The 24,915-nt window shown below is 67.0% G+C and carries 24 protein-coding genes; 16 read left to right on the top strand and 8 right to left on the bottom strand.

The genetic code is table 11. The features are described 5' to 3' along the window. The first annotated feature begins 109 nt into the window (after nt 1-109). On the top strand, nt 110-979 hold the full coding sequence (locus C1876_RS12550; protein ID WP_114547064.1) for a helix-turn-helix transcriptional regulator: 870 nt from the start codon (nt 110-112) through the stop codon (nt 977-979). Here the strand turns inward: C1876_RS12550 and C1876_RS12545 are convergent. After that, nucleotides 976-1,959 carry a helix-turn-helix domain-containing protein gene (locus C1876_RS12545; protein ID WP_114547063.1) on the bottom strand — a complete coding sequence of 328 codons (984 nt, stop codon included), beginning with the start codon at nt 1,957-1,959 and terminating at the stop codon, nt 976-978. The genes C1876_RS12550 and C1876_RS12545 overlap by 4 nt on opposite strands. Nucleotides 1,960-2,130: 171 nt before the next feature. Here C1876_RS12545 and C1876_RS12540 point away from each other — a divergent pair, with 171 nt between their 5' ends. From C1876_RS12540 to C1876_RS12490, 11 genes are all read left to right on the top strand, one after another. Further along, complete coding sequence (locus C1876_RS12540; protein ID WP_114547062.1) at nt 2,131-2,775, top strand: MptD family putative ECF transporter S component; 645 nt, start codon at nt 2,131-2,133, stop codon at nt 2,773-2,775. A gap of 10 nt (nt 2,776-2,785) precedes the next feature. Beyond that, a complete protein-coding gene (locus C1876_RS12535; RefSeq protein ID WP_114547061.1) occupies nt 2,786-3,565 on the top strand; it encodes an energy-coupling factor transporter transmembrane component T family protein in 780 nt (259 codons plus the stop codon). After that, nucleotides 3,562-5,055, top strand: coding sequence for an ABC transporter ATP-binding protein (locus tag C1876_RS12530; protein WP_114547060.1), 1,494 nt, complete (start codon nt 3,562-3,564; stop codon nt 5,053-5,055). The genes C1876_RS12535 and C1876_RS12530 overlap by 4 nt, the downstream gene beginning before the upstream one ends. Continuing rightward, complete coding sequence (locus tag C1876_RS12525) at nt 5,052-6,890, top strand: ABC transporter ATP-binding protein (protein WP_114547059.1); 1,839 nt, start codon at nt 5,052-5,054, stop codon at nt 6,888-6,890. The genes C1876_RS12530 and C1876_RS12525 overlap by 4 nt, the downstream gene beginning before the upstream one ends. 1 nt (nt 6,891) lies before the next feature. Then, nucleotides 6,892-8,655 carry an ABC transporter ATP-binding protein gene (locus tag C1876_RS12520; protein ID WP_114547058.1) on the top strand — a complete coding sequence of 588 codons (1,764 nt, stop codon included), beginning with the start codon at nt 6,892-6,894 and terminating at the stop codon, nt 8,653-8,655. A 109-nt stretch (nt 8,656-8,764) separates the two neighbouring features. Beyond that, nucleotides 8,765-9,424 (top strand): TetR/AcrR family transcriptional regulator, encoded by a 660-nt coding sequence (locus tag C1876_RS12515; RefSeq protein ID WP_114547057.1) that lies wholly within the window; start codon nt 8,765-8,767, stop codon nt 9,422-9,424. Nucleotides 9,425-9,589: 165 nt separating this feature from the next. After that, entirely contained in the window at nt 9,590-11,374 is a 1,785-nt protein-coding gene (locus C1876_RS12510; RefSeq protein ID WP_114547056.1) for an ABC transporter ATP-binding protein, read from the top strand. Between the two features lie 13 nt (nt 11,375-11,387). Then, the gene (locus C1876_RS12505; protein WP_114547055.1) at nt 11,388-13,157 is read left to right on the top strand and encodes an ABC transporter ATP-binding protein; all 1,770 of its coding nucleotides are present in this window, start codon (nt 11,388-11,390) and stop codon (nt 13,155-13,157) included. A 39-nt stretch (nt 13,158-13,196) separates the two neighbouring features. Further along, the gene (locus tag C1876_RS12500; protein WP_244910144.1) at nt 13,197-13,850 is read left to right on the top strand and encodes an MptD family putative ECF transporter S component; all 654 of its coding nucleotides are present in this window, start codon (nt 13,197-13,199) and stop codon (nt 13,848-13,850) included. Next, the gene (locus C1876_RS12495; RefSeq protein WP_244910143.1) at nt 13,850-14,557 is read left to right on the top strand and encodes an energy-coupling factor transporter transmembrane component T family protein; all 708 of its coding nucleotides are present in this window, start codon (nt 13,850-13,852) and stop codon (nt 14,555-14,557) included. The genes C1876_RS12500 and C1876_RS12495 overlap by 1 nt, the downstream gene beginning before the upstream one ends. Continuing rightward, the gene (locus tag C1876_RS12490; protein WP_114547053.1) at nt 14,554-16,038 is read left to right on the top strand and encodes an ABC transporter ATP-binding protein; all 1,485 of its coding nucleotides are present in this window, start codon (nt 14,554-14,556) and stop codon (nt 16,036-16,038) included. Before C1876_RS12495 ends, C1876_RS12490 begins: the two co-directional genes overlap by 4 nt. Nucleotides 16,039-16,078: 40 nt before the next feature. On the opposite strand, the gene C1876_RS12485 is transcribed toward C1876_RS12490, so the two are convergent. Next, entirely contained in the window at nt 16,079-16,501 is a 423-nt protein-coding gene (locus tag C1876_RS12485) for a flavodoxin (RefSeq protein ID WP_114547052.1), read from the bottom strand. 108 nt (nt 16,502-16,609) lie between these two features. Further along, on the bottom strand, nt 16,610-17,311 hold the full coding sequence (locus tag C1876_RS12480) for a DUF3793 family protein (protein ID WP_114547051.1): 702 nt from the start codon (nt 17,309-17,311) through the stop codon (nt 16,610-16,612). A 273-nt stretch (nt 17,312-17,584) separates the two neighbouring features. On the opposite strand from C1876_RS12480, the gene C1876_RS12475 reads away from it, so the two are divergent. Then, entirely contained in the window at nt 17,585-17,806 is a 222-nt protein-coding gene (locus tag C1876_RS12475) for a hypothetical protein (protein WP_114547050.1), read from the top strand. A 10-nt stretch (nt 17,807-17,816) separates the two neighbouring features. Here the strand turns inward: C1876_RS12475 and C1876_RS12470 are convergent, their stop codons facing one another. The 5 genes from C1876_RS12470 to C1876_RS12450 all read right to left on the bottom strand — a co-directional run bounded on the left by C1876_RS12470 (nt 17,817) and on the right by C1876_RS12450 (nt 22,270). Beyond that, nucleotides 17,817-18,773, bottom strand: coding sequence for a helix-turn-helix transcriptional regulator (locus C1876_RS12470; protein ID WP_114547049.1), 957 nt, complete (start codon nt 18,771-18,773; stop codon nt 17,817-17,819). 13 nt (nt 18,774-18,786) lie between these two features. Then, complete coding sequence (locus tag C1876_RS12465; protein ID WP_244910142.1) at nt 18,787-20,286, bottom strand: ABC transporter ATP-binding protein; 1,500 nt, start codon at nt 20,284-20,286, stop codon at nt 18,787-18,789. Further along, a complete protein-coding gene (locus C1876_RS12460) occupies nt 20,287-21,024 on the bottom strand; it encodes an energy-coupling factor transporter transmembrane component T (protein ID WP_114547048.1) in 738 nt (245 codons plus the stop codon). Between the two features lie 9 nt (nt 21,025-21,033). Continuing rightward, on the bottom strand, nt 21,034-21,651 hold the full coding sequence (locus C1876_RS12455; RefSeq protein WP_114547047.1) for an MptD family putative ECF transporter S component: 618 nt from the start codon (nt 21,649-21,651) through the stop codon (nt 21,034-21,036). 166 nt (nt 21,652-21,817) lie between these two features. Next, the gene (locus C1876_RS12450; RefSeq protein ID WP_114547046.1) at nt 21,818-22,270 is read right to left on the bottom strand and encodes a C-GCAxxG-C-C family protein; all 453 of its coding nucleotides are present in this window, start codon (nt 22,268-22,270) and stop codon (nt 21,818-21,820) included. A gap of 110 nt (nt 22,271-22,380) precedes the next feature. On the opposite strand from C1876_RS12450, the gene C1876_RS12445 reads away from it, so the two are divergent. The 3 genes from C1876_RS12445 to C1876_RS12435 all read left to right on the top strand — a co-directional run bounded on the left by C1876_RS12445 (nt 22,381) and on the right by C1876_RS12435 (nt 24,912). Then, nucleotides 22,381-23,082, top strand: a complete 702-nt coding sequence (locus C1876_RS12445; protein WP_114547045.1) for a response regulator transcription factor — start codon at nt 22,381-22,383, stop codon at nt 23,080-23,082. Nucleotides 23,083-23,218: 136 nt separating this feature from the next. After that, nucleotides 23,219-24,136 carry an ABC transporter ATP-binding protein gene (locus C1876_RS12440; protein ID WP_114547044.1) on the top strand — a complete coding sequence of 306 codons (918 nt, stop codon included), beginning with the start codon at nt 23,219-23,221 and terminating at the stop codon, nt 24,134-24,136. Then, the gene (locus tag C1876_RS12435; RefSeq protein ID WP_114547043.1) at nt 24,133-24,912 is read left to right on the top strand and encodes an ABC transporter permease; all 780 of its coding nucleotides are present in this window, start codon (nt 24,133-24,135) and stop codon (nt 24,910-24,912) included. The genes C1876_RS12440 and C1876_RS12435 overlap by 4 nt, the downstream gene beginning before the upstream one ends. Nucleotides 24,913-24,915 lie beyond the last annotated feature (3 nt).

The raw sequence follows: 24,915 nt of genomic DNA, 5'->3' as shown, positions 1-24,915 counted from the left end.
GTCGGGGCTTCCGCTGAAAAAGCATCCTGAGGTTGGTTGCGGGAACCGCTCGTTCGGGGCATGCTGGTAGGCGTAGGGAAGACGCGGACGAAGACGAGAGGAGCACGCGATGACCTTTCGAGACAACCTCCAGTATTTGCGTGGGACGCGCACCATGAGTCAGGCGGAGCTTGCGCAGGAGCTTGGCGTGAGCCGCCAGTCGGTGGCGAAGTGGGAAGCCGAGAAGAGCTATCCCGAGATCGACAAGCTCATCAAGCTGTGCGACCTGTTCGGCTGCTCGCTCGACGACCTCGTGCGCGGCGACCTCACGGGCGCGCCGGTGGAGGAATGCCCGCAGGTTGAACTTGCGGCGGAGGAGGCGCCGCGGGCGGAGGATGCGCCGGACGCGGAGGCGCCGCGCGTTGTGGACGAGCACGGGTACGACGAGCACATGCGCGTGCGGGCGTGGGATACGGCGGCTGCGGTGGCGGTGTTCATCGCGAGCATCGGCGTGGACTTCTTCATCACGGGCGGGCATATGGCCGGTTCGCTGCCGGCGTCCTGCGCCGTGTACCTCGTGGGCATCGCCATCGCGCTGGCGCTGACGATGCCGATGTATCGGAACCATGTGGCGTTCCAGCAGGCGCATCCGCACATCGAGGACTTCTACCCGCCCGCGCGAAAGGCCGAAGCGGCCCATCGCAAGGCGAGCGGCGTGGTGGTGGGCATCGTGCTCGCGGTGCTCGGCCTTGGCACGCCCGCCCTGTTCGCGAACTTCCACACGATGCAATTCGGCAGCATGACGCTGTTCGGCTTCCTCGGGCTGGCCGCCGGGGTGGTGGTGTACGCCGTGATGATGGAGCATCGCGTGGAGGTGCTCCGCTACAACACGGCGGCGCAGAAGGTGCTCGAAGCGGGCGACGACGCCGATCAGCTGGCCGACCTCGTGGGGCTCGCGCAGCGGCTGAAGAACGCCGTGCTGGTTGAGCTGCGCCGCTAAAGCGGACGGCGGGACCCGCTCCGGTACGCGCTGGGCACCGTGCCGGTGCGGCGGCGGAAGGCTTCGGCGAACGCGCCGGGCTTGCGGTAGCCCACCATGCGCGCCACCTGCGCGATGGGCAGGTCGGTTGCGTCCAGCAGCTCGACGGCGCGCTCGATGCGCGCGGCGGCCACGAAGGCGGCGGGGGAGGTTCCGAACGCCGCCTTGAACGCCGCCTTGAGCTTCGTTTGCCCCATGCAGGCTCGCCGGGAAAGCTCCTCGCACGATAGGTCGGCGTCGGGATGCTCGGTGATGTAGGCATGCAGGCGGTCGAGCGCCGCGCGATCGTCGGACGACAGCGTCGGCGTGCTGCCCTCGTCGTGTTCCCGCTCCAACTGGGTTGCGCGCTCGATGATGAGCGCCATCGCCTCCGATACCGCCCCCTCGTAGAACAGCTCGGCCGCCATGCCGGTGCCCCGATAGGCTCGAATCTGCTTGAACAGGGCGATGAGCTCGGGAAAGTCGCGTCGACCGTCGATGAGCGCGAACGCGCGGCGCACGTCGGGGATGTTCCCGAAGCGCTCCTGCAGGTAATCGCGATAGTAGTCCGGCGAGATGGTGAGGGACGTGGCGCGGGTGTTCGACCCGGCCGCGTAGCGCGCGACGTATTCGGCGCCTTCGTCGGCGATGTACGCGGAGAGGGCGCCCGCGCGCAGGGCGCACCCCCGATTCTGCTCCACAAGGTGCACGGCTTCGTAATAGCCGATGGACAGGTGCTCGGTATGCCGGTAGCGCATGACGCCCGGGCTGCCGAACTGCATGTCGAAGGCGTTCACGGCGAACAGGTTGCCGCGGATGTAGGTCCAGTATTCGCCGCGGCCGCGTCCGTTCGCGAACCGGTAGAGGCTTCCGGCGGGGCCGTAGCCGTCCGTCAGGTCGATGGGCACCATGTCGAAGAGGCGGAACGCATCCTCGTACATATCCTTCTTGATGTCGCGCATGGCGGGACCTCCTCAGCTGCGCGCCCGAAACGGTCGTTTCGATGCCGCGAATCGTCGCGAGCGCGTCGATGCGCTCGCCGCGGGCATCCTCGTGCTCCATTATAGCAAAAGTTACCAAAGGCTAACTACAGGAGGGGAGAACGATCCCCTCTCGCGAAAGGAGCATGCTTCATGGCATCGAATGCTGCACGTGCGCATGGCGGCGGGAGCGCGGTTGCGTCGAGTCGGTGGACGACGCGCGACGTTCTGACGTTCGTCGTGTTCAACCTCATTATCGTCATGGTGACGATGGTGGTGAAGATGGCGGAGGACATGATCCTCTCGCCGCAGAACACGTTCTTCGTGGGATCTTGGCTGTTCCCGCTCGTGTCGACGCCGTTCTACCTCGTGATGGCCGATCGCATTGGCAAACGCGGCGTGCTGGCGGGCTCCATCCTCGTGTTCGGGCTGCTGTACACGCTCATGGGCGGGCTGTACTGCGCCCCCGTGGCCCTCGTGGGAGCGTTCGTGGGCGAGCTGGTGATGTGGGGGAAGGGGTCGTATCGCTCCGTCAAGCGCGCGACGGCGGGGTTCTTCGTGTACTGGGCGACGTTCGCCTGCTACGGCATTTTCCCGTACCTGCTGTTCCGCGACGCCTACATGGAGCAGCTCGGCGCGTACTACAGCGCCGCCGACGTGGCGGCCATGGTGGCGCAGTACACCGAGCTGCCGTGGATTCTGCTCATGCTGGCGATGTTCGCCGTGGGCACGGCGGTGGGCGGCGTTATCGGAGCGAAGTTCCTCAAGAAGCATGTGCGCAAGGCGAAGATCGCGTAGGCGGGCGGCGATGGATGCGAATGCGACGAGCGCCACGGGCGTCACGAGTGCCACGAGCGCCACGGGCGCGGGACGGGCGGCGCCCGGTGCCGCGGCGGGCGAGGATGCGCGGGAGGGCGTGCTGGGGCTCGACCCGCGGGCGCACCTGTTTGCCATCGCGGTGATGGGAACGGCTGCGCTGCTGGTGACGGGCGTGCTCGCGACGGCGGCGCTGCAGGCGGCGGCCGCCTTGTACCTCGCGGGGGACGGGCGCGCGCGGATGGCGGGGCGGTGCTGTCTGAGCTTCGCCGTGGTGTGCGGACTCAGCTTCGTGCCGCTGCCGGGGCTGTACGGCGTGCTGTTCGTGAGCCTCATGCACATGGTGCCGCCGTTCACGGCGGGGTGCGCGCTGTTCACGCTGTCGCCCTCGGCCGTCATGTGCGCGCTTGCGCGGTGGCACGTGCCGCAGCGCGTGCTCGTGGGCGTGTGCATGGTGTTCCGCTTCGCCTCGACGCTGTCGTTCGAGGCGCGCTCCATCGTGCGGGGCATTCGCATGCGCGGCGTGTTCCCGCGCGCCGTGGACGTCGTGCTGCATCCGGCGCTGGCCTACGAGTGCGTGTACACCCCGCTCGTCATGCGCTGCCTGCGGCTTTCGTCGGAATTGGCGGCGTCGGCCGAGCTGCGGGGAATCGAGATCGAAGGCGGCCGCACGTCGATCCACCACGTGGGCTGGGGTCTGCGCGATGTGGCGGCGCTTGCGCTGCTGGCGGCCGCCTGCGCGGGCGTGTGCGTGGGGGAGGCTGTCGCATGAGCGGGGCGAAGGTGGCGGTGCAGCTCGACCATGCGTCGTTTCGCTACGTGGACGAGTCGGAGGACGAGGCGGGAGCGCAGGGGGCCGCACCGGTTGGCAGCCGGGTGGACGACCTGTCGTTCACGGTTGCGCCGGGGGCGTGCACGGTGCTGTGCGGGCGGTCGGGCGACGGCAAGTCGACGGTGTTGCGGCTGGTGAACGGTCTTGCCGGCACGTTCTTCCCCGGCGTGGCGCACGGCGTGGTGGCCGTGTGCGGAACGGAGGTGCACGCGATGGCGCCGCGGCAGCGCACGGAGCGGATGGGCGTGGTGATGCAGGACCCGCGCAGCCAGTTCTTCATGGGCACCGTGGGCGACGAGGTGGCGTTCTCGTCGGAGAACCTGGGCGTCGACCCGGCCGAGACGCGCGAGCGCGTGCAACGGGCCGCGACGCTGTGCGGCGTGGGGCACCTGCTGGCCGAGCGGCTCGACGAGCTGTCGAGCGGGCAGAAGCAGCGCGTGGCGCTCGCCGCCGCCATCGCCTGCGACCCGCAGGTGCTTGTGCTGGACGAACCCACGTCCAACCTGGACGAAGAGGGGTCGGAGGCGCTCGTGGACATCCTGGTGGAGCTCAAGCGGCGCGGGGTGGCCATCGTGGTGTCGGAGCATCGACTCCATCGGTTCCTCAAGGTGGCCGACGCTTACGTGTGCCTGCGCGCGGGGCGCATCGTCCGCCGGTGGGACGCCGACGCCTTCGCCCGCCTCACCGTGCGCGAGGCCGCCGCGTTCGGGCTGCGGCATCCCGCCATGGAGGCCGGGAGCGCAAGCGCCGCGGCGGCGCCGGGGACCGGGGGCGGCTGGCGTGTCGAGGGTCTGACGTACGTGTATCCCTCGACGCGGCGGGGCGTGCGCGCGCTCGACGCGCACATTCCCGCCGGCGCCGTCACCGTGGTGGCGGGGCCGAACGGAGCCGGGAAGACCACGCTGGCGCGCGTGCTGTGCGGCGCGGTGCGCGCGCAGGCGGGAGCCGTCACGCTCGACGGCGCGCCCGTGTCGCGTCGCGTCCGCAGGCGGCTCAGCTACTTCGTCATGCAGGACGCCGACTACCAACTGTATGCGGGCAGCGTGGCCGACGAGGTGGTGCTCGGGCGCCGCGTCGACGATGCGCTCAAGGCGCGGGCTTGGGAGGCGCTCGAAGCATTCGACCTGGTCGACCTGGCTGATCGGCATCCGGCAAGCCTGTCGGGCGGCCAAAAGCAGCGCGTGACGCTGGCGGCGGCCTACTGCTCGGACGCGCAGCTCGTCGTGCTCGACGAGCCCACGAGCGGCCTGGACGGACGCGGCGTGTCCGAGGTGGCGCAGTGGTGCCGCGCGCTCGCCGCAGCGGGCAAGGCCGTGGTCGTCATCACCCACGACGAGTTGCTGGCCCGCCTTGCGGGCGACTGCACGGTGAGGTTGGAAGCGGGCAACGAAGGAACAACGCACGATCGCAACAGAGAGGCATCTTCATGAACGACGTTTCGCCTGCGAATCGCTCGGCTCGACCGAGCGCGTTCGCCAAACTGTACTACTTCATGCGGCCGGACCGGGGGCGGATGGCGGTATCGCTGCTGCTGGCCTGCGTGGGCGAGGCCGTGGGCATGGTGCCCTACCTGGTCATCGCGCTGCTGGCGGCGGGGCTCGTCGAGGGCACGCTCACGCTCGAGCGCGCCGCATGGCTCGCGGCCGCGGCCGCCCTCGCGCATACGGCGCGGTTCTTCCTCACCTGGCGCTCGTCCATGATGAGCCACCGCGTTGCGTTCAGGGCCCTGCGCACCATGCGCGAGCAGATGGCCGAAAAGATGGAGCGCGTACCCATGGGCACCATCATCGACACGCCCACCGGCGCCTTCAAAAACCGCTTCGTCGACAACGTGAACCAGCTTGAAGACGCCATCGCGCACTTCATGCCCGAGTTGCCGTCGAATGTGTTCGGGCCCCTTCTGGCCATGGGGGTGGTGTTCGCGCTCGATTGGCGCATGGGGTTGGCGGGCCTGGCCACCATCCCGCTCGGCGTGCTGTTCTATGCGGCCATGATGCGCGACTACAAGCCGAAGATGGCGCGGTACCTTTCGAGCGAGCAGAAGATGAACTCGTCGCTCGTGGAGTACGTGAACGGCATTCAGGTGATCAAGGCGTTCGGACGCTCCGCCTCGTCGTACGGCGCGTTCTCGCAGGCGGTGGCCGCGTACCATGATTCGACCTTGGCGTGGTTTCGGCAGAGCTGGGTGTGGATGGCGGCCGTCAAGGCGGTGGTTCCGTGCACGCTGCTCGTGTCGCTGCCGCTGGGCGTGTGGCTCATGTCCATCGGGCAGCTCACGCTGCCCGTGTTCCTCACGTGCATCGTCATCCCGCTCGGGTTCATCGCGCCGTTGTTGAAGTTCGCGCAGGCGGGCGGCATGATCTCTCGCATGGACGTGTGCCTGAACGTCATATGGGACTTTTTGGGAACGCCGGAGCTTGTCCGCCCTGCGCAGCGCGTGAAGCTGGCGGGCGAATCGTTCGCGTTCGAGCGCGTGTCGTTCGGCTATCGGGAGGGCGTCGAGGTGCTGCGGGACGCGAGCTTCGCAACGCGCCCCGGGCAGATCACGGCCATCGTGGGGCCGTCGGGCTCCGGCAAGTCCACCATTGCGAAGCTCATGGCGGGTTTCTGGGATGCGACGGAAGGCCGCATCACGTTCGGCGGGTGCGATGTGCGCGACATTCCGCACGAACAGCTCATGGAGCATATCTCCTACGTTGCCCAGGATACGTTCCTGTTCGACCGCACGCTTGCCGACAACATCCGCATGGGCAAGCCTGCGGCCACCGATGCGGAGGTGGAGGCGGCAGCGCGCGCGGCGGGCTGCCACGACTTCATCAGCGCGTTGCCGCAGGGGTACGCCACGCGCGCCGGCGAGGCGGGCGAGCGGCTGAGCGGCGGCGAAAAGCAGCGCATCACCATCGCGCGTGCCATGTTGAAGAACGCGCCGGTGGTCATCCTCGACGAGGCCACGGCCTACGCCGACCCGGAAAACGAGGCGCTCGTGGAGCGCGCCATCAGCAAGCTCGTGGCCGGGAAAACCCTCGTCACCATCGCGCACCGCCTGTCCACCATCAAGGAGGCCCAGCAGATCCTCGTCGTGGACGAGGGACGCATCGTGGGTCGGGGCACCCACGCCGAGCTGCTGGCGGCGTGCCCGCTGTACGCGCGCATGTGGCGCGAGCACATGAGTTCGGCGTGCTTCGAGGATAGCGAGATCGAGGGCGTCGAGGGCGTCGAGATGGGGAGCACCGTGGGTTCCGACGATGTCAAGGAGGCGAGGTAGCATGTTCGCATTGATCAAACGGGTGCTCGACCTGGCGGGAAGCTTCTCGCCGGCAAGCCGTACGAGCCTGATGTGGGGCATGGTGTGCAATATCTTGAAGGCGTTCTTCATGGCCGGCATGCTGGGCGCCGTGTTCTGGGCGCTCGAGCATCGCGACCACCTCGATGCGACGGTGGCGCTGCAGTGCCTCGGCATCCTGCTGGTGAGCGTGGCCGGGCAGTTCGCGTTCCAGTACCTCGTGGACATCAAGATGGACGCGGAAGGCTTCCACATCTTCCGCGACCTGCGTCTGCGGGTGGGCGATCGCCTGAAAGCCGCGCCCATGGGCTACTTCTCGGAGCAGCGCCTGTCGGCCATCGCCACGACGCTCACCACGACGGTGCATCAGCTCGAGGAGTTCATGACCATCTGCTTGACGGGGCTGTCGGGCGGCGTGGCCATGGCGGTCATCATGGGCCTGTTCTTCCTGGCGGCGGCATGGCCCATCGCGGTCATCACGTTCGTCGGCATCGCCGCGGGCCTGTTCGTGCTGCGCGTGCTGCGGCGTCGGGCCACCGCCGTGACGCGCGAGGTGGCGGCGGCGCAGGAGGCCATGTGCGACAAGGTGGTGGAGTACGCGCGCGGCATGGCGGTGCTGCGTACGTTCGCCACGCCCGACGAGGCGCTGGCGGCCGCGAAGGCGTCTTTCGAGCAGAAGCGCGCGGCCGACTACGCGCAGGAGGCGGCGGCGCAGGGCGTGCTCAAGCTGTACGCGCTCGTGTTCAACCTGGCCAGCTGCGCGGCGCTGTTCGCCGCGTGCGCGCTGTACCTGAACGGGACGCTGCCGTTGTCGTGGGCGCTCACGCTGCTCGTGGCCGCGTTCATGATATACGGCGAGCTCATCCATGCCAACGATGCGGCCTTCCTCACGAAGAAGATCGAAGGCGAGCTCGACCGCGTGGACGAGGTGTGCGCCATCCCGCGGCAGGACAGCGTCGACGTGCCGCTGAGGCCGGTCGGTTTCGAGATCGCCCTCGACGGCGTGAGCTTCGGCTACGACTCCGGTCGACGCATCATCAACGACGTGTCGCTGCGCATTCCGGCCGGCTCGAGCTGCGCCATCGTAGGGCCGTCGGGTTCGGGCAAGACGACGCTCGTGAACCTCATGGCGCGCTTCTGGGACGTGGACGCCGGCGCGGTGCGCCTGGGCGGCGCGGACGTGCGCGCGGGGACGGCGGAGAGCCTGCTCGAGCACGTGTCCATGGTGTTCCAGAACGTGTACCTGTTCAACGACACGGTGGAGAACAACATCAAGTTCGGCTGCCCCGACGCCACGCACGACCAGGTGGTGGCCGCCGCGCGGCGCGCCCGCTGCCACGACTTCATCGAGCAGATGCCCGAGGGCTACGCCACCGTGCTCGAGGAGGGCGGCGCAAGCTTGTCCGGCGGCGAGCGGCAGCGCATTTCCATCGCCCGCGCCATCATGAAGGATGCGCCCATCGTCATCTTGGACGAGGCTACGAGCTCGGTCGATCCGGAGAACGAGCACGAGCTGATCGCCGCCATCGATGAGCTGACCCGGGGCAAGACCCTCGTTTCCATCGCGCACCGTCTGAACACGGTGACGGCGGCCGACCAGATTCTCGTGGTGGACGCCGGCCGCATCGTGCAGCGCGGCACGCATGCGCAGCTCGTGGCCGAAGCGGGGCTCTACCGCGACTTCATCACCCTGCGCCGCGAGGCGGCCGGGTGGCGGCTTGCGGGAGCGGCGAATCTCCAGCGGTAGGCGGCGGGGGAGCTGGGACGCGAGCTGCACGTCGGCAAGCCAAACGGATGCGGTATCATAGTCGCAGAATCCAAATGAGCGTGCGGACGGCGAAGACGGGGGTGGCGACATGGTCGGCGCGAGAGACGAAGCGGGCGAATCGGCCTCGCGCGAGCGCATCGTCGCGTGCGCGACGAAGGAGTTCTTGGAGAAGGGCTTCTCGGGCGCGTCCCTGAGAACGATCGCGTCGGCGGCGCAGATGACGACCGGCGCGATCTACGGCTATTTCGCAGGCAAGGAGGCGCTGTTCGACGCCGTTGTGTCGCCCGCGGCCGACGAGCTGTATCGCCGGTACCGGCGGATGCAGGAGGAATTCTACCAGCTTCCCCCCGAAGACCAGACGTTCGAACGCATGCAGGACTACGAACACGACGAGATCAGCGGGCTGCTCGACTTCGTGTACGACCATCGCGACGTTTTCGTGCTCGTGCTCTCCAAGTCGGCGGGCACGTCGTGGGAGCGGTATCTGGACGCCTTCGTCGACGTAGAGGTGGACAGCACGTTTCGCTACGTGCGCGAGATGCGCGAACGGGGCGTTGCCGTGAACGACGTCGAGCCGCGCATGGCGCGCATCGTGGCAAGCATGTTCCTGCACGGCTACTTCGAGCCGTTGCTGCGGGGCGTCCCCCGCGAGGAGGCGCATGCGTTCGCCGACGATCTTGAACGGTTCTTCCGCGCCGGCTACGAGGAGCTCATGAATCCGGAGGTCGGCCGCGCGAGCGAGCGGTAGACGATCTCGAGAGGCGCAGGGGTGCGAACGCCCGCTGGCGAGTGAGCCGGCGGGCGTTTTTTATCCGGAAAGCATCTTCAATGAAAGATATAACAGTGTTATACTCCAAAGTAAGCATTGGATAACTTTTTGAGAGGACAGCGTATGAATGGAGGAAGCGCGGCGATGGCCGACGGTGTCCCGAATATCTCGGACGCCGAAACGGATGCGAGAGGCGTGCCGGCAAGTCCGGTGGCGCTGCTGCTGGAGTGGGCGGGCAGGGCGAACCGCGTGCGATTCGCCCTGTCGGTGGCCTTGGCCGTGGTGGGCGTGGCCGGCAGCATCGTTCCGTATTACGCAGCGGGGCAGATGATCGTGGGCGTATTGGAAGGCGTGCGCGATTTCGCGTACTACGTGGGCTGGTGCGGTGTGGCTGCCGGCGGCTATGGGCTGTATCTGGTATTTCACTACGCATCGACGGCCGTGTCGCACGTGTCGGCGTTCTCCACCATCTCGATGATCCGCCGACGCATGGCCGCCAAACTGACGCGCGTGCCTTTGGGGTACGTGCTGGACAAGCCGTCGGGCGCGTTGAAGAACATCATGGTGGAAAAGGTGGACAGCATCGAAACGACGCTTGCGCACGTGTTGCCCGAAATGACGTCGAATCTGCTGGTCCCCCTCGCCGTGGTGGCGTATATGTTCGCGCTGGATTGGCGCATGGCCCTTGTGGCCCTGATAACGTTGCCTATCGGGTTTTTGGCGTACATGGGCATGATGAAGGACTATCGGTCGTGGTACGAGAAGACGGTGAGCGCCGGCGAGGCCATGAGCGCCGCTTCGGTGGAGTACGTGGGCGGCATCGAGGTGATAAAGGCGTTCGGCCGCTCGGCGAGTTCGTACGACAAGTTCTCCCAGGCGGTGCATCGCTACGCGCACTCGTTCATCGACTGGATGCACCATGTCCAGGTGTTCCAAGACTTGGGATTGGCCATTTGGCCGGCAACGCTGGTCACCGTGCTGCCGGTGGGCTGCATGTTCGTCATGCAGGGCACGCTTGCGCCGGCGACGTTCGTGATGGTGGCGGTGCTGTCGCTTTCCCTGTTTCCTCCCTTGTACGCCGCTATGAACTTCATCGACACGCTCGCGCAGATCGGTACCGTGGTCGAGCAGATATCCTCGGTGCTCGACGTGCCCGAGCAGCGCCGCGCTGATCGATCGGCCGTGCTTGACGGCAAACGCATCGAGCTTGAGGACGTGCGCTTCTCCTACGGGCGCGAAGAGGTGATCCACGGCGTGAACCTGACTATCGAACCGGGCCAGGTGACGGCGCTCGTGGGCCCGAGCGGGTCGGGCAAGTCGACGCTCGCCCGCCTGGTGGCCGGATTCTGGGATGTCGATGGGGGCGCCGTGAAGATAGGCGGCGTGTCGGTGAACGATTTGGAAGCCGCTCAGCTGGCGGCGTGCATTTCGTACGTCGAGCAGGACAACTACCTGTTCGATGAGACGGTGATGGACAACATACGCATGGGCCGTCCCGCCGCCACCGACGAGGAAGTGGTCGCCTGCGCGAAGGCATCGGGCTGCCATGCGTTCATCGAGGGCTTGGAGCACGGGTACCAGACGGTGGTGGGAGGCAGCGGCGGGCACCTTTCGGGGGGCGAGCGTCAGCGTATTGCCATCGCGCGCGCCATGATGAAAGACGCGCCCATCGTCATGCTGGACGAGGCGACGGCCTACACCGATCCTGAAAACGAAGCGGTTATCGAGCAGGCCGTAGGCCGGCTTGTCGCAGGCAAAACGCTGGTGGTGGTGGCGCATAGGCTGTCGACGGTCGTCGATGCCGACAAGATCGTCGTCGTGCGGGACGGCCGCATCGAGGCCGAGGGCACGCACGACGAGCTTATGGCGGCGTGCCCGCTGTATGCCGACATGTATCGCGCCCATATGGAATCCAAGGATGCGGCCTAGAAAGGAGGTTCGGATGTTCGCAACGTTCAAAAAGTATTTTGCGTTCGGAGGCAGCTATGCGGGTCTTCTGAAGCGCGGCATGGCGTTCTCGGTGCTGAACTCGTTCTTCGAAGCGTGGCAGATGATGGCATTCGCCGTGGTCCTGTTCGCCCTTGCGGAGGGCACGTTGTCGGCGGCCACCATGTGGACGGCGCTCGCGATCATGGTGGGCAGCATCGTCGGGTGCTTCGTCACCTCGCATTTCAAAAGCGAGAACTTCTGCCGGGGCAATTTCTCCATGACCGGCGAGAAGCGTACCCAGATAGGCGATAAGATGCGCTATCTGCCCATGGGCTACTTCAACGAGCATCGTCTGGGAGCCATTTCCAGCACCATGACCAACACGTTGGACGACGTGCAGAACGCGGGCGGCCAGGTGTACACGAACGTCATCTCGGGGTTCGTGTTCTCGGGTTTCATGGCGCTCATGCTGCTTGCGTTCGACTGGCGGCTGGGGTTGGTGGTTGTGGTCACCATCGCGGTGTTCTTGCTGGTGAACGCCTGGATGCAACGTGCGGCGCGGGATATATCCGGCCGGCGCGTCGAGGCTCAGCGCGCAATCGTGGGCGCCGTATTGGAATATATCCAGGGCATGAGCGTGGTGCGTGCGTTCTCGCTTGTGGGCAAGGCCGAGCGAAAGCTGGACGATGCCATAGCGCGATGCGAGCGCATGAACGTGACCATGGAGCTGCGCTTTCTCATGTTCGGGGTTCTGCAGACCATCGTCACGAAAACGTCGAGCGTAGCCCTGTGCCTCGTGTCGGTGTGGTGCTGGTTGGCGGGTACGATGGACGCGGGCGTGTGCCTGGTGGCCATCGCGGCATCGTTCATGGTGTACGGCAAGTTGGAAGCCTCGGGCATGTTCGCAAGCCTGCTGCGCCAGATAGATCTGTGCATGGACAAGGTGAACGACATGGTGGCCACGCCGTCGATGCCCGAAGGGGCCGGGGTGAGCAGCTCCGAAAACCTGGACATCGAGGTGGAGAACGTGTCGTTCGGCTATGAAGGCCGCACCGTCATCGACAACGTGAGCCTGGTCATCCCCGAGCGCACCACGTGCGCCATCGTGGGCCCGTCGGGTTCGGGCAAGACCACGCTCGTCCGGCTGCTGGCGCGGTTTTGGGACGTGGGCGAAGGGCGCATCACGCTGGGCGGGGTGGATGTGCGCGACTGGAAGATGGATGATTTGCTGGCGCGATTCTCCATGGTGTTTCAGGGCGTGTACCTGTTCGACGATACCATCGAAAACAATATCAAATTCGGTCGTCCGGACGCTTCGCACGAGGACGTGGTGAAAGCGGCGAAGCGCGCCTGCTGCCACGAGTTCATCGAGAGCTTGCCTCAGGGCTATGCGACGCGTTTGGGGGAGGGCGGCGCCGCCGTTTCGGGTGGCGAGCGCCAGCGCATCAGCATCGCGCGCGCCATCCTGAAAGACGCGCCCATCGTCATTTTGGACGAGGCGACGGCCAACGTCGATCCGGAGAACGAGCGCGATCTGCAGCGGGCCGTCGAGGCGCTCACGCACGATAAAACGGTGATCATGATTGCGCATCGGCTGAAAACCGTGACGGACGCCGACCAGATCGTCGTGCTGGATGCCGGCCGTATCGTGCAGCGCGGTACGCATGACCAGCTGATGGCGCAAGAAGGCATCTACGCCGACTTCGTGGGCATGCGCGAGCGAGCCATCGGTTGGAAACTGGGCGGCAAGTCGTCGTCCGCCGCAGTGCCGACGGGCGCATGAGAAGCTTTTGGAATTCCCCTGAACCGAAAGGAGACGCGTATGCAGAAGGAAGCGCGGTTGGGAGCGTCGATGGAGACGGATGCGGCGGGCGCGTCCAAGCGGACGGGATGGACGGTGCGCGACGTCGTGACAACGGTGCTGCTGTCGGTGCTGCTCGTGGTCGTGCAGGTGGCGGTGAGCATGGTGTGCATGGCGAACGAGTTCGCGAGCATGGTCTTATCGGTGGGCATCACCATGCTTCTGTGCGGGCCGATATACGTGCTTATGGCGAGCCGCGTGCGCAAACGAGGCGTCACGCTTGCGTACATGACGCTGCTCGGCGCGGTGTACTTGCTCATGGGCACCTGGTTTTTGCTGCCGTGGTTCGTCGGCGTGGGTCTGGTATGCGAGGCGATACTGTGGAAGCGGGGTTCCTACGAGCGGCCGGCGCGCCTGACGGCTTCGTGGACGGTGGCCAGTCTGCTGTACAACGGCACGAACCTGCTGCCGATGTGGTTCTTCTGGGATGCGTACTATTCGTTCGCCGTGGCAAGCGGCATGGAGCAGAGCTACATCGATGCCTACGTGAGCTATTTCACCGAGCCCGGATGGGTTGCGCTCATCGTCGTGTTCACCACGGTTTGCGGGTTGGCGGGGGCGTTGGCGGGCACCAGGCTCATGGGCAAGCACTTCAAGAAGGCGGGAGTGCTGTAGTGCGCGCAGATTCCGGTGCGCCGCGTCCGGTTGCGGTGCCGGTGAAGCTGCTCGCGTTCGCCTGCGCGTTGACGGGATCGATCGTGGCGGCGGAGCCCGGTGCGTCGGGCCTTCTGTCGTGTGCGGCGCTGGCCTACCTTGCGGCGCAGCGACGTTGGCGCCTTCTTGCGGGAGGGGTCGTGCTCGTCGCCGTGCTCGGGTGCTTGCTTGCGTTGATCAGGTTCGCGGGCCTGCGCATGGTGCTGTTCTCGGAGTTCTACGTGCTCATGTTCTGGAACCTCTCGCCGGTGTTCCTGGTTGCGGGCGATGTGGTGACGACTCCTCCGGGGGAGCTGTCGGCGTTTTTGTCGCGCATGCGCGCGCCGCGCCCGGTACTGCTGGGGGTGCTGGTGGTGTTTCGCTTCTTTCCCACCATGCGCGCCGCCGTGCGGGCGACGGTGCAGTCGATGCGCAATCGGGGGCTGGCGACGCCGCGTGCGGTGGCGATGCATCCGGTGCGCGCTGCCGAGTACGTGGCCGTGCCGCTGCTGCTGCGCTGCTTGCAGACGGCCGATCAGCTGGCGGTGTCCGCGGTGGCTCGAGGAGTGGAGGCCCCCGGCGTTCGCAGCAGCTACCATGAGCGCCGCATGGGCGCGGCCGACGCCGCATGGGCGGCATTCTGGCTGCTGGGTGCCGGTGCGTTCCTTGCGTGGAGGGCCGTGGCATGAGCGTGGAGCAGGCTGCGCCCGCGATAGAGTTCGCGGACGTGTCGTTTCGCTATGCCTCGGACGGCGCGGCGGAGGGGGAGGGCGCGGGCATCGCGCAGGTGAGCCTGCGGGTGCTTCCTGGGGAATGCGTGGTGCTGACCGGCCCTTCGGGAAGCGGCAAGACCACGATCACGCGCGTGGCGAACGGCCTGGCTCCGGCATACTGGCCGGGAACCTTGACCGGCACGATCCGTCTTTTGGGAGCCGATGCGGAAACCGTGCCCCTGTGGGAGCGCGGCCGGATGGTGGGAAGCGTGTTCCAGGACCCGGCCAGCCAGTTCTTCTCGTCCGATTTGGCGGGCGAGGTGGCGTTCGGGTGCGAGAACTACGGGTTGGCCCATCGCGAGGTGGTGGCGCTCGCCGATGCAGCCATCTCCTCGTTCGGGCTGGATGACGTTCGCGGGCGCCCGCTCGATGCGTTGTCGAGCGGCGAGAAGCAGCGCGTGGCCGTGGCGTCGGCGTGCGCTCCGCGTCCGGCCGTGGTGGTGTGCGACGAGCCCACGGCCAACCTCGACGAAGAGGGCGCGCTGCTGTTGGCTCGGCACGTGGCGCGTCTGAAGGCCGAGGGTCGTGCGGTGCTGGTGTCGGAGCATCGCTTGGCCTGGCTTGCCGGTATCGCGGATCGTTACGTGTACGTGCGCGACGGGAGCGTGTTGTGGCAGCGTTCGGCTGCGCAGATGGAGTCGCTGGGCGAGGACGAGCGTGCAGCGCTGGGCTTGCGTTCGGCCACGTTCGTTGCGCTTCCCGACCTGCCATTGCCTTCCGAAGCTCGTGCGGCGGAAGCGGGATCGTCGACGCGTCGGCCGTCGCAACCCGTTCTGGAGACGTGCGGGCTCACGTGCTCGCGTGGCGGCTCTACGCTGTGGAGCGCCGTCTCTCTTGCGGTTTGGCCGGGTCAGGTAGCGGCTCTGACGGGGCGCAACGGAGCGGGCAAGAGCACGCTTGCCCGGGTGCTGGCCGGTTTGGAGCGGCCCGATGCCGGCACGGTGCGCATCTGCGGCGCGACGATGCGCCCGGGCGCGCGCCGCGCGCACGTATGGTACGGCTCCAACGACACGGCGCAGCAGTTCTTCACCAGCAGCGTTTCCGACGAGGTTCTGCTGGGGCGCACCGACGACGAAGCGCTCCTCGAGCGTGCCCGCATGGTGGTGCGGGGATTGGGACTCTATCCTTTGCGGGACGCCCATCCTGCCACGCTCTCGGGCGGTCAAAAGCTGCGCCTGATGGTGGCGTGCGGCTTGCTTTCCGACCGGCCAGTGCTCATCTTCGATGAGCCTACCAGCGGATTGGACGGCGGCTCGATGACCGTGGTGGCCGATGCTCTGTCGAGCGCAGCGGCGCAGGGACGGGCCATCGTGGTCATCACCCATGACGGCGAACTGGCGAAGCGTTGCTGCACGTGCCGTGTGCGCATGGAGGATCTGGTGGATGGAGGGTGCTGACGGGCGCTCCGGGCTGGCAAGCGGGAGCGCCCGAGGGGTTCTATGCCGCCAGCTTGCCGCCGACGCGGACGCATTCGGCGCTGGCTTCGTCGTCGGGGTAGTCGTAGGCGGCTACGGAGTCCACCACGTTCACGCCGGCCGCTTCGGCGCGCTGCTCCCATAGCTCCATCCACTCGCCGTCGTTCCACTCGTACGAGCCGAACAACACGACGTCGCGGCCTGCCAGCAACGGCTCCACCTCGTCGTACATGGGCAGGAATTCCATGTCCTCCAGCTCCTCGTCGCCCATGGCGGGGCAGCCGAAGGCGAAGGCGTCGAAGTCGTCGAGGCGCGTCGCGTTGAACGACGACGCGTGGATGAGCTCCGCCGTGCCGCCTTGGGCGCGCACGCCCTGCGCGATGAGGTCGGCCATGGCCTCGGTGTTGCCGGTGCCGCTCCAGTAGACGATTGCAACCTTGCTCATATGCTTGCTCCTTACGTTGAGGGTGATGTGCTCGGTGTTGAGCGACGTGGGCGGCGTGCGGCGCGGGGCCGCCCACGTCGCTGAACGCCGAGGGAGCCGCGGGCGGCGTCAGCTTGCGGGGCGGAAGGCCTCGGCGGCGGGGAAGTCCTCGTCGACGCTGGCCAGGCACTCGAGGGACACGCCTTCGGCAAACAGATTCTCGTAGAGGGCCGTGCAATCCTTGTAGCTGCAAAAGCACGCCAGCGCGTCGCGCTCCTTCGCGTACACCTTCCAGCAGCCGCTGCACAGGAAGTTCTCGCCGCGGTTCTCGATGAAGCCCATGACGTCGTCGAAGGGGTAGCCCAAGAACAGGCCGATCTCATGGGGGAAGGAACAGCCGCCGGTGAGCTGGCTTTGCACGTCGGTGCCGCAGATGCGGCGATGGAGGCGCTCGATGCACGCGGAGAGCGATGCGGGGTCGTAGCCTTCCCGCGCGAGGAAGGATGCGACGGGTTCCTGCTCGATAATGGGTTTGAGCAGGGCCGGGCGGTACACGTACACGAGCACGCCGCTCGTGCGCCGTGCGAGCACCTCGATGCGCACGCCGCAGGGCGCCAGCTTGGCGCGGCAGGCGCGCAGCGCGCGGGACAGCTCGTCGTCGCGCAGGCCCGTTGCCGCGGGGCGGTTCGCGGCGCGCCCGCTCGCCGGGGCGTCGGAGCTGCGGCAGGTGAACAGGTTCGCCGGCTTGAGCGCCGCGAGCGTGGGGGTGCAGTGGTGCACGAGCTTGCGCTCGAACGCCTCGCAGGATGCGACGTCCTCGGTGGTCTCCATGCGGCTTCGGCCTCCTTGCTGATAAGTTAACTATGGATAACATATACCCGAGCGAAATGCTTCCGTCAATGGGAAATCGGGAAAAAGCACGGGAGGGGGAGAGGAGTGTTTCACGTGAAACATCCGTTCGTATTTCGCGAAACGCGCCAGCTTCCGCAACCCCGCGATCGCTCCCCGCAAACCCTCCCCGCAAACCCGTGCGCCTTTCTAAGTTACCTTAAGCTAACTTATGCTAGAATGCTTCCAACATGCAACGGAGGGAAGGCGGTCGTGATGGTGGTAGGCGTGCGCAAGTCGCTTGAAGAGGGTCGGACGTATGCTTTCGATGATCTGGCCAAACGGTTCGGCTTGAGCGGCGCGGCGTTCGAGCGCGTGCTCGATCATCTCGTGGAGCAGGGGTGTCTCAAGCCGGTGATCTTCGATTGCCGCGGAGGCAAAGGCTCCGCCGTGCGCCTGGCCGCGCACCGTGAGTCGCTTCTGCGCTGGGAGGCCTGAGTCCCCGCGCTCAGCGGCGGTCTGTGCGGTAGGCGGAGGGCGCCTGGCCGATGACCTCGGCGAAGGCGGCGGCGAACTTGCTGGGATTGCGGTAGCCCACCTGCGCGGCGATGTGGGCGACGCTGTCGTCGGTGCGCTCGAGGCGCCGTGCGGCTTCCTCGATGCGGCACTGGCGGCGATACGCCATGGGCGACAGCCCGTACGCCGCGCGAAAACGCTCCTTGAACAGGGAGAGCCCCATGTCGGCGCACCGCGCGACGTCTCCGAGCGCCAGGTCGTCGTCGAGGCTGCTCCCCAAAAGGTCGACGGCGCGCTCGAGCGCGGCCGCGTGATCGCGCGTGTGGTAGGGGAACGTCATCCAGGCGGGGCGTTCGGTGGCGTCGAGCAGCACGAGCAGCTCGAGCGCTTTGAGGCGCAGCCGCTCGAGGCGTGCCCGCTCGTCAACCTCGAAGAACGAGGAGAACAGCGACGCGACGCCGCGGTCGGGCAGGAACACGCGGCACCCCTCCTCGCCCGCGAAGCGTTCGCGCAGAGCGTTGAAGTCGAGGTGCCGCGTGGCCGGCTGCGCCTTGAGCGCCGCGCTGCCCGCCTCGTACTCCACGCTCAGGGTGAAGCCGACGTAGCGGGGCATGGGGTAGCGCATCTGCCGCTTGACGATGCGCTGATCGTGCGCCGCGCACTGCCCCTCGTGCACGAAGTAGCTCTTTCCGTTGGCGCATGCGATCTCGCCGCGCCCTCGCTGGCTCCACTCGAACTGCAACGTGCGCGGCTCGCCGCTCTGCCAGGCGAGCGTGCCGCGCGGCACGTCGTTGAACGTGAGGTTCACGCCGTCGAACAACGCCCAGTCCTCCAGAAGCCCCGTTTCTCCGCCGTCGAGCGTCAGCCGAAACGTCGTCTTCGGGCCGTCCGCGTCCAGGACGTCGAAGCGTCCGGTGTTGCGCGAGGCGAGGTACTCGAGGTTTTTCACGAACGGCCTCCTTCTATGCGAAGAACGCGTGCAGCGTGCGCACGCCCGCGTGGTCGAGCGGGTAGGATTCCACGATACGCCCCTGATCGAGGCGCACGACCCAGGTGCAGCATGCGAGGATGAATTCGGGGTCGTGGGTGATGACGAGCTGGGCGGCGCCCTGTTCGCGCACGCGGGCGATCATGCGGGCAACCTGCAGCATGTGGTGGAGGTCGAGCCCGCTCGTCGGCTCGTCGTACACGATGAGGTCGCGCTTGCTGGCCAGGGCCGACGCGATGCATGCCCGCTGCTTCTGGCCGCCCGAGAGCGCGAGCGGATGATCGTCGGCCCGCTCGTCCAAATCGAGCGCGGCCAGCAGGCGATGCGCCTCGGCTTCGTCGGGCGCGGCCATGCTGAGCAGCACTTCGTCGAGCACGCTTTCCGCGAACAGCTGGTGGTTCACCTCTTGCATGACCTCGAAGCAGCTTTCCGTGCGCGCCCGGCGCTTGAGAACCTTTCCGTCGATCGACAACGTGCCCGCGCAGCGGTTGAGACCGCAGAGCGCGGCGGCGAACGTCGACTTGCCGGCGCCGTTCGCGCCGATCACGGCCGTCACCGCGTGGCGCGGCAGCGAAGCGTGCGCAATGTCGAGGGCATGGTGCCCGCGCGCGCCGCGGCGATAGGCGAAGGAGAAGTCGTCCAGCTCGAGCTGCGGGCCGCCCGCTTCCTCGCCCCTCCGGCTCGTCTGGGCTGCGAACGCGTCGTCCAGCCCGAGCGCCCGCAGCCCGAGCGCGGCCAGTTCGCCCGTCCCGAGCGCGCGGAATTCCGTGCCCGTCCAGGTGCGCTCGATCGCTCCGTCGCGCAGGTAGTGGACGCGGTCGGCGAGGTCGGCCAGGTAGTGCAGCCGGTGCTCGGCCACGAGCACCGCCCGCCCTTCGTCCTTCCAGCGCTCGATGGCGGCGCGCACATGCGCTATCGAAGGGAAATCGAGGTTCGACGAAGGCTCGTCGAGCACGACGAGCGTCGGCCCGGCAGCCGTTGCGCTCGCGCAGGCGATGCGCTGCTTCTGCCCGCCCGAGAGGTCGAACAGGCTCCGTCCGACGAACGGCTCAAGGTCGAACGCTCGCGCGGCCGCTGCCACGCGCCGCTCGACCTCGCTCCGTTCCATGCCCTGGTTCTCGCATCCGAATGCCAGCTCGCCCTTCACGTCCACGCTGAAGAACTGGGACTTCGGATTCTGGAACACCGACCCCACCGAGCGCGCGGTCTCGTAGAGCGGCGCGGTGGAAACGTCGCGCCCGCAGACGGTTATGCTCCCGTCGGGCGCACCCTCGTAGTAGGCGGGCGCGAGGCCGTTCGCCAGGCGTGTGACGGTGGTTTTCCCGCAGCCCGATGGCCCGCAGAGCAGCACGACCTCGCCCGCATGCACCCGCAGCGAGACGTCTCGCACGCCCGCTCCGGCCCGCCCGCTCGCGTAGGAGAATGAGACGTGTTCCAAGGCGAGCACGGGTCTCGATTCCGCTTGGTCGCGCATCTATCCCACCGTCCATCCGAGGCTGCTTGCGGCCAGCACCGCCAAGCAGGCGGCGCACGTTGCCAGCACTGCCGCATCGGCCGGCCCGAACCCGATCTCGCAGACGTTCGTCCGCCGCACGGGCGCGCCGAGCCCCCGCGTGAGCGAGGCGGCCGACAGATCCTCGCCGATCTGCACCGCGCAGGTGATGAGCGGCACGAGACGGCATTCGACCAGCTTGACGGGCCCTGCGCTGCCCACGCGCAACCCGCGCATGCGCATGGCGCTGCCGATGGCGCGCGCTTCTACCCCGAGAGTGGGGAAGAAGCGGAACAGCACCGACAGCGGGATGACGAGCCATTGAGGGGCGTGCACGCGTTCGGCGGCCGCCATGAACTCCGACACCGTGGTGGTGGCGAACACGAAGTACGCCGTGGCGATGGTGGGCAGAAAGCGCGCGGCTATCATGCACGAAGCCACGATGAGGAAGTTGAGCGGCCCGTCGACGTTGGGCACGACAAGCGCGCTCAGCGCCTGCGCGCCCGCGTAGGCCGCCAGCAGCGCGGCGGCCGCCCCCCGTCGGCCCGACACGGCCAGCAGGCCGAACGGCGCCAGCAGCATGATCGTGCGGGCGGCGTCCATGATCGTCCCGTTTCCGCCGATCAGCAGCACGGTGGAAACGGACACGAGCAAGACGAGCTTCGTGCGGGGGTCGAGGCGCACCGTTCGTTCGACGGCGCCGGTTTGCAGGAGTTCCATGGCGCGCGCCTACGCGATGCCTGCGCGCTTGAAGTGCTTCTTCAGCACCTTGAGGCCGATGTAACCGCCGATGATGCCCGTGATGAACGCGGCCGCAAGCATGAGCGGGTAGGCCCATGGCTGCAGGTAGCTCATCAGCTCGTTGACGTAGGCATCGCCGTATTGCACGCGCATCGTGGCGTAATAGCTGTCGGCCGTCAGCAGCATGGGCAGGAAGTTGCCCACGATCCAGCAGCTGAACACGCCGTGCGACAGCACGCTCATCTTGGCGCTCGCGTACGAGCCCCTGCGGGCGACGAGGTCGGCCAGCAGCCCGAACACGAGGCCGGTGAGAATGCTGAAATACCCCATGCCCGTGACGAACATGATGATGCCGATGAGCAGTCCCATGATGGTGATCATGCCGAACTTCTTCACGCGGGTGAGGTAGAGCATGTAGGGGATGCCTGCCACGAGCGGCACGATGCCGCAGATGAGTGCCATGAGCAGGGGGACGAAGCCGAGGCAGGCCACCGCGAACACGATGACGAAGTAGATGGCGGTGAATATGCCGATGTTGATGAAGTCCTTGCCGCCGAGACGTGCGCCGGCGGCCCGCCCGACGGCGGGGGAGGTTTGTGGTTCCATGATGCGGCCTTTCCAGACGAAGTGGGTTTCGGTCCCGCTGTGGCAAGGCTCCGGAGCAAAGTTAACCAAAGCGAACAAGAAGCATCATAGTGCATTCGTCGCAGTCGTCCAACTCCAAAAAGCCGCCGATGATCCGGAAAGCCGCTCTTCTCGGTGAGCTCGTCCGCTAGGCGCGCAGCTGCTGGAGGGCGTCGGCGGTGAGGTCGATGGCGTCGGCAATGCAGCCGTTGCAGCTGCGCAGGGGCTGCTTGGTTTCGATGCCCTTGAGCGTGGAGCAGACGGTCGAGCCGTTGAGCGTGCGGAAGTCGCCGGCCAGTTTCCGCACGATGCGGTACGTGCGCGCCTTGCTCGTGGGGTCGTCCTTGCCCGAGCTGTTCGCCATGCCGATGACCACGGCCGCGCCGGTCACGGCTCCGCAGGTTTCGGTGAAGCCGCCCATGCCCGCCCCGAGCCCTTCGGTGGCGCGGAAGCACGCATCCTCGTCGGCGCCGACGAAGGGCGCGAACGTGCAGGCCACCGACTGGGCGCAGTTGTACTTCTTGCCGTGCAGCTCAAGCGCGCGCCGCTCGAGCTCCTCGCGGTCGGGCAGCGGGAGGGGGCGGCGGTCGTCGTTCGTCATGGGGCAGCTCCTTTCGTGCGGTAGGGGGCCATGATAGCGCAACGGCCAGGCTCCCGTGGCCCGCGCTTCGTCTTTCCGGTATGCTGGGAAGGTCGACGAAAGGAGCATTCATGGACGCGCGCAGGGTCCTCGTTGTGGAGGACGACCCCGATATCAATGCGCTGCTGGCGAAGATCGCCGAGCGCGAAGGGTATCGCCCCGTGCAGGCCTACTCGGGCACCGAGGCGCGGCTGCAGCTGGAGCACGCGGCGTTCGACCTCGTGCTGCTCGACGTGATGCTGCCCGGCATGGACGGCGCGGCCCTCATCGCGCTCGTACGCGACGAGCTGCGCTCGAGCGTGCCGGTGATCGTCGTGTCGGCGAAGGCGGGCGCGGCCGACAAGGTGGACCTGCTCACCTTGGGTGCCGACGACTACGTGACGAAGCCGTTCGACGCGCACGAGGTGGCCGCGCGCATGCACGCGGTGCTGCGCCGCTGCGACGGCAGGGGCGCCGGGGCCCCGGAAGCCGACGGCGAAGCGTACGACCATCGCGACCTGCACCTCGACGTGGCCCGCCGCCGCGTCGCGCTCAAGGGCGCGGAGGTGGCGCTCACGGCGCACGAGTTCGACATCCTGCACGTGCTGATGCAGGCGCCCGACCGGGTGTTCTCGCGCGAATTGCTGTACGAGCTGGTGTGGAAGAGCGGCTACTACGGCGAGCAGAACGCCGTGAACGTGCACGTGAGCAACATCCGCAAGAAGCTGGCGGCGGTGGACGCGGACGCCGACTACATCAAGACGGTGTGGGGCATCGGCTTCAAGCTGGCATGATGCGCGAGGGGCGGCGCGCGAGCGGACCCGCGGCCTTTACGCTTTCCTTAACCTTTCTTGAGGACTTATGTTTGGACGGCATCGTATTCTTCTCCCCGAAGCGATCGACGTACGAGCGAAAGGGAGAGCGGCTTCAATGGATACGGTAATCGAAACGAGGGGGCTCGCAAAGCGCTACGGCGGGTTTGCCGCCCTCGACGACGTGAGCATCTCGGTGCGGCGCGGCGAGATATTCGGCGTGGTGGGCGACAACGGCGCGGGGAAGTCGACGCTGTTCAAGCTGCTGAGCGGCCTCGCGTTTCCCACGGCGGGCGAAGTGCGGCTGTTCGACGCGCACGGGCAGGCCGCCCTCGAGCGGCAGCGGGCGCGCATCGGCTCGATGATCGAGCAGCCCGGATTCTATCCCTCCTTGAGCGTGGAGAAGAACCTCGAGTGCTGCCGCATTCAGAAGGGCGTGCCGGGCGCTGACAAGGTGGGCGCGCTGCTGGAGACGGTGGAGCTGGAGCATGCGAGAAAGCGGCGCGCGAAGGACCTGTCCATGGGCATGAAGCAGCGTCTGGGGCTGGCCATGGCGCTCATGGGCGAGCCGGAGGTGCTCGTGCTCGACGAGCCGACGAGCGGCCTCGACCCGAGCGGCATCGTGGAGATGCGCGACCTGCTGCAGCGGCTCAACCGCGAAAGAGGCGTCACCGTGGTGCTGTCGAGCCATCACCTCGCCGAGCTCGAGCAGGTGGCCACCGAGTACGCGTTTCTGCGGCGCGGGCGGCTCATGGAGCAGGTGAGCGCCGAGGTGCTGCGCGCGCGATGCGCCGACTGCATCGACATCGCCGTGTCGGACCCCGCGCGCTACGTCGTGCTGCTCGAGCAGGAGCTGCATCATGCGCGCTATCAGGTGCTGCCCGACGGCGCGGTGCGCGTCCTCGACCCGCAGCTCGATATCGAGGCCTACAGCGGCCTCGCGAGCGCGCACGGATTGGGCATCGTCAAGCTCGAGCGGCGGCGGATGTCGCTTGAGCAGTACTATTTCGATTTGAAGGAGAAGGGGGCCGCATGATGCTGAACTATATGAGAAGCGAGTGGTACCGCATCGTGCACGGCCGAGAATTCTACGTGTTCACCGGCGTGCTGTGCGCCCTTGTGCTGGCGGCGAACCTGCTGCTGGTCAGCGTGGGTGCTTCCGATCCGAACTTCCCGTACGCCACCGTGCGGTTCTCGTTGAGCAACCTCATCTCGTCGTTGAGCCTCTTGTTCTTCATGGCGGGGTTGCTCGTGTGGATACTGTTCGCCGACGATCGCAAAGACGGCACGTTCAAGAACGCCATCGCGCACGGCCTGTCGCGGCGCGACCTGTTCGTGGGGAAGTGCCTCGTGTCAACGGCGCTGGGCCTGATCAGCATGGCGGTTATCCTGATCATGTACGTCGGCAGCGCGCTGGTGCTGCTGGAAGGGCCGGGGCTCGAAGCGGTGGGCTACCTGCTGCAGGGCATCGGCGCTGCCCTGCCGTTCACCGTGGCGTGCATCGTGCTGGCCGCGGCCGTGTGCGCGACGCTGCCGAAATCCACGGCAGGATTCTTGGTGTGGCTCGCGGTGGTCAGCGTCATCCCGATGGTGCTGCACATGGTGGGCATGGTCGTGGAGCCGGTGGGCGCCGTGGCCAGCTGGCTGCCTGCGAATTTCTTCCAGCACGAGGTGGCCATCAACCAGAGCGGTGTGGCCGAATTCCTGTGGAACACCCCCGCCGGCCTGGCGAAGTGCCTCATCTCGGGGTTTGTCGGCATCGCGCTGTTCGGTGCCGTGGGGTTGTGGCGCGCGGGCAAGACGGAACTGTAGCGA

It is taken from the genome of Eggerthella sinensis (genome assembly GCF_003339815.1).
In the GTDB taxonomy this organism is placed as follows: Bacteria; Actinomycetota; Coriobacteriia; order Coriobacteriales; family Eggerthellaceae; genus Eggerthella; species Eggerthella sinensis.
This window is presented reverse-complemented; position numbering and strand designations above follow the sequence as displayed.

What these genes read in the sequence shown, in the direction of transcription:
- C1876_RS12550 (WP_114547064.1), top strand. Translation starts at nt 110, where the DNA reads ATGACCTTTCGAGACAACCTCCAGTATTTGCGTGGGACGCGCACCATG.
- C1876_RS12545 (WP_114547063.1), bottom strand. Translation starts at nt 1,959, where the DNA reads ATGCGCGACATCAAGAAGGATATGTACGAGGATGCGTTCCGCCTCTTC.
- C1876_RS12540 (WP_114547062.1), top strand. Translation starts at nt 2,131, where the DNA reads ATGGCATCGAATGCTGCACGTGCGCATGGCGGCGGGAGCGCGGTTGCG.
- C1876_RS12535 (WP_114547061.1), top strand. Translation starts at nt 2,786, where the DNA reads ATGGATGCGAATGCGACGAGCGCCACGGGCGTCACGAGTGCCACGAGC.
- C1876_RS12530 (WP_114547060.1), top strand. Translation starts at nt 3,562, where the DNA reads ATGAGCGGGGCGAAGGTGGCGGTGCAGCTCGACCATGCGTCGTTTCGC.
- C1876_RS12525 (WP_114547059.1), top strand. Translation starts at nt 5,052, where the DNA reads ATGAACGACGTTTCGCCTGCGAATCGCTCGGCTCGACCGAGCGCGTTC.
- C1876_RS12520 (WP_114547058.1), top strand. Translation starts at nt 6,892, where the DNA reads ATGTTCGCATTGATCAAACGGGTGCTCGACCTGGCGGGAAGCTTCTCG.
- C1876_RS12515 (WP_114547057.1), top strand. Translation starts at nt 8,765, where the DNA reads ATGGTCGGCGCGAGAGACGAAGCGGGCGAATCGGCCTCGCGCGAGCGC.
- C1876_RS12510 (WP_114547056.1), top strand. Translation starts at nt 9,590, where the DNA reads ATGGCCGACGGTGTCCCGAATATCTCGGACGCCGAAACGGATGCGAGA.
- C1876_RS12505 (WP_114547055.1), top strand. Translation starts at nt 11,388, where the DNA reads ATGTTCGCAACGTTCAAAAAGTATTTTGCGTTCGGAGGCAGCTATGCG.
- C1876_RS12500 (WP_244910144.1), top strand. Translation starts at nt 13,197, where the DNA reads ATGCAGAAGGAAGCGCGGTTGGGAGCGTCGATGGAGACGGATGCGGCG.
- C1876_RS12490 (WP_114547053.1), top strand. Translation starts at nt 14,554, where the DNA reads ATGAGCGTGGAGCAGGCTGCGCCCGCGATAGAGTTCGCGGACGTGTCG.
- C1876_RS12485 (WP_114547052.1), bottom strand. Translation starts at nt 16,501, where the DNA reads ATGAGCAAGGTTGCAATCGTCTACTGGAGCGGCACCGGCAACACCGAG.
- C1876_RS12480 (WP_114547051.1), bottom strand. Translation starts at nt 17,311, where the DNA reads ATGGAGACCACCGAGGACGTCGCATCCTGCGAGGCGTTCGAGCGCAAG.
- C1876_RS12475 (WP_114547050.1), top strand. Translation starts at nt 17,585, where the DNA reads ATGGTGGTAGGCGTGCGCAAGTCGCTTGAAGAGGGTCGGACGTATGCT.
- C1876_RS12465 (WP_244910142.1), bottom strand. Translation starts at nt 20,286, where the DNA reads ATGCGCGACCAAGCGGAATCGAGACCCGTGCTCGCCTTGGAACACGTC.
- C1876_RS12460 (WP_114547048.1), bottom strand. Translation starts at nt 21,024, where the DNA reads ATGGAACTCCTGCAAACCGGCGCCGTCGAACGAACGGTGCGCCTCGAC.
- C1876_RS12455 (WP_114547047.1), bottom strand. Translation starts at nt 21,651, where the DNA reads ATGGAACCACAAACCTCCCCCGCCGTCGGGCGGGCCGCCGGCGCACGT.
- C1876_RS12450 (WP_114547046.1), bottom strand. Translation starts at nt 22,270, where the DNA reads ATGACGAACGACGACCGCCGCCCCCTCCCGCTGCCCGACCGCGAGGAG.
- C1876_RS12445 (WP_114547045.1), top strand. Translation starts at nt 22,381, where the DNA reads ATGGACGCGCGCAGGGTCCTCGTTGTGGAGGACGACCCCGATATCAAT.
- C1876_RS12440 (WP_114547044.1), top strand. Translation starts at nt 23,219, where the DNA reads ATGGATACGGTAATCGAAACGAGGGGGCTCGCAAAGCGCTACGGCGGG.
- C1876_RS12435 (WP_114547043.1), top strand. Translation starts at nt 24,133, where the DNA reads ATGATGCTGAACTATATGAGAAGCGAGTGGTACCGCATCGTGCACGGC.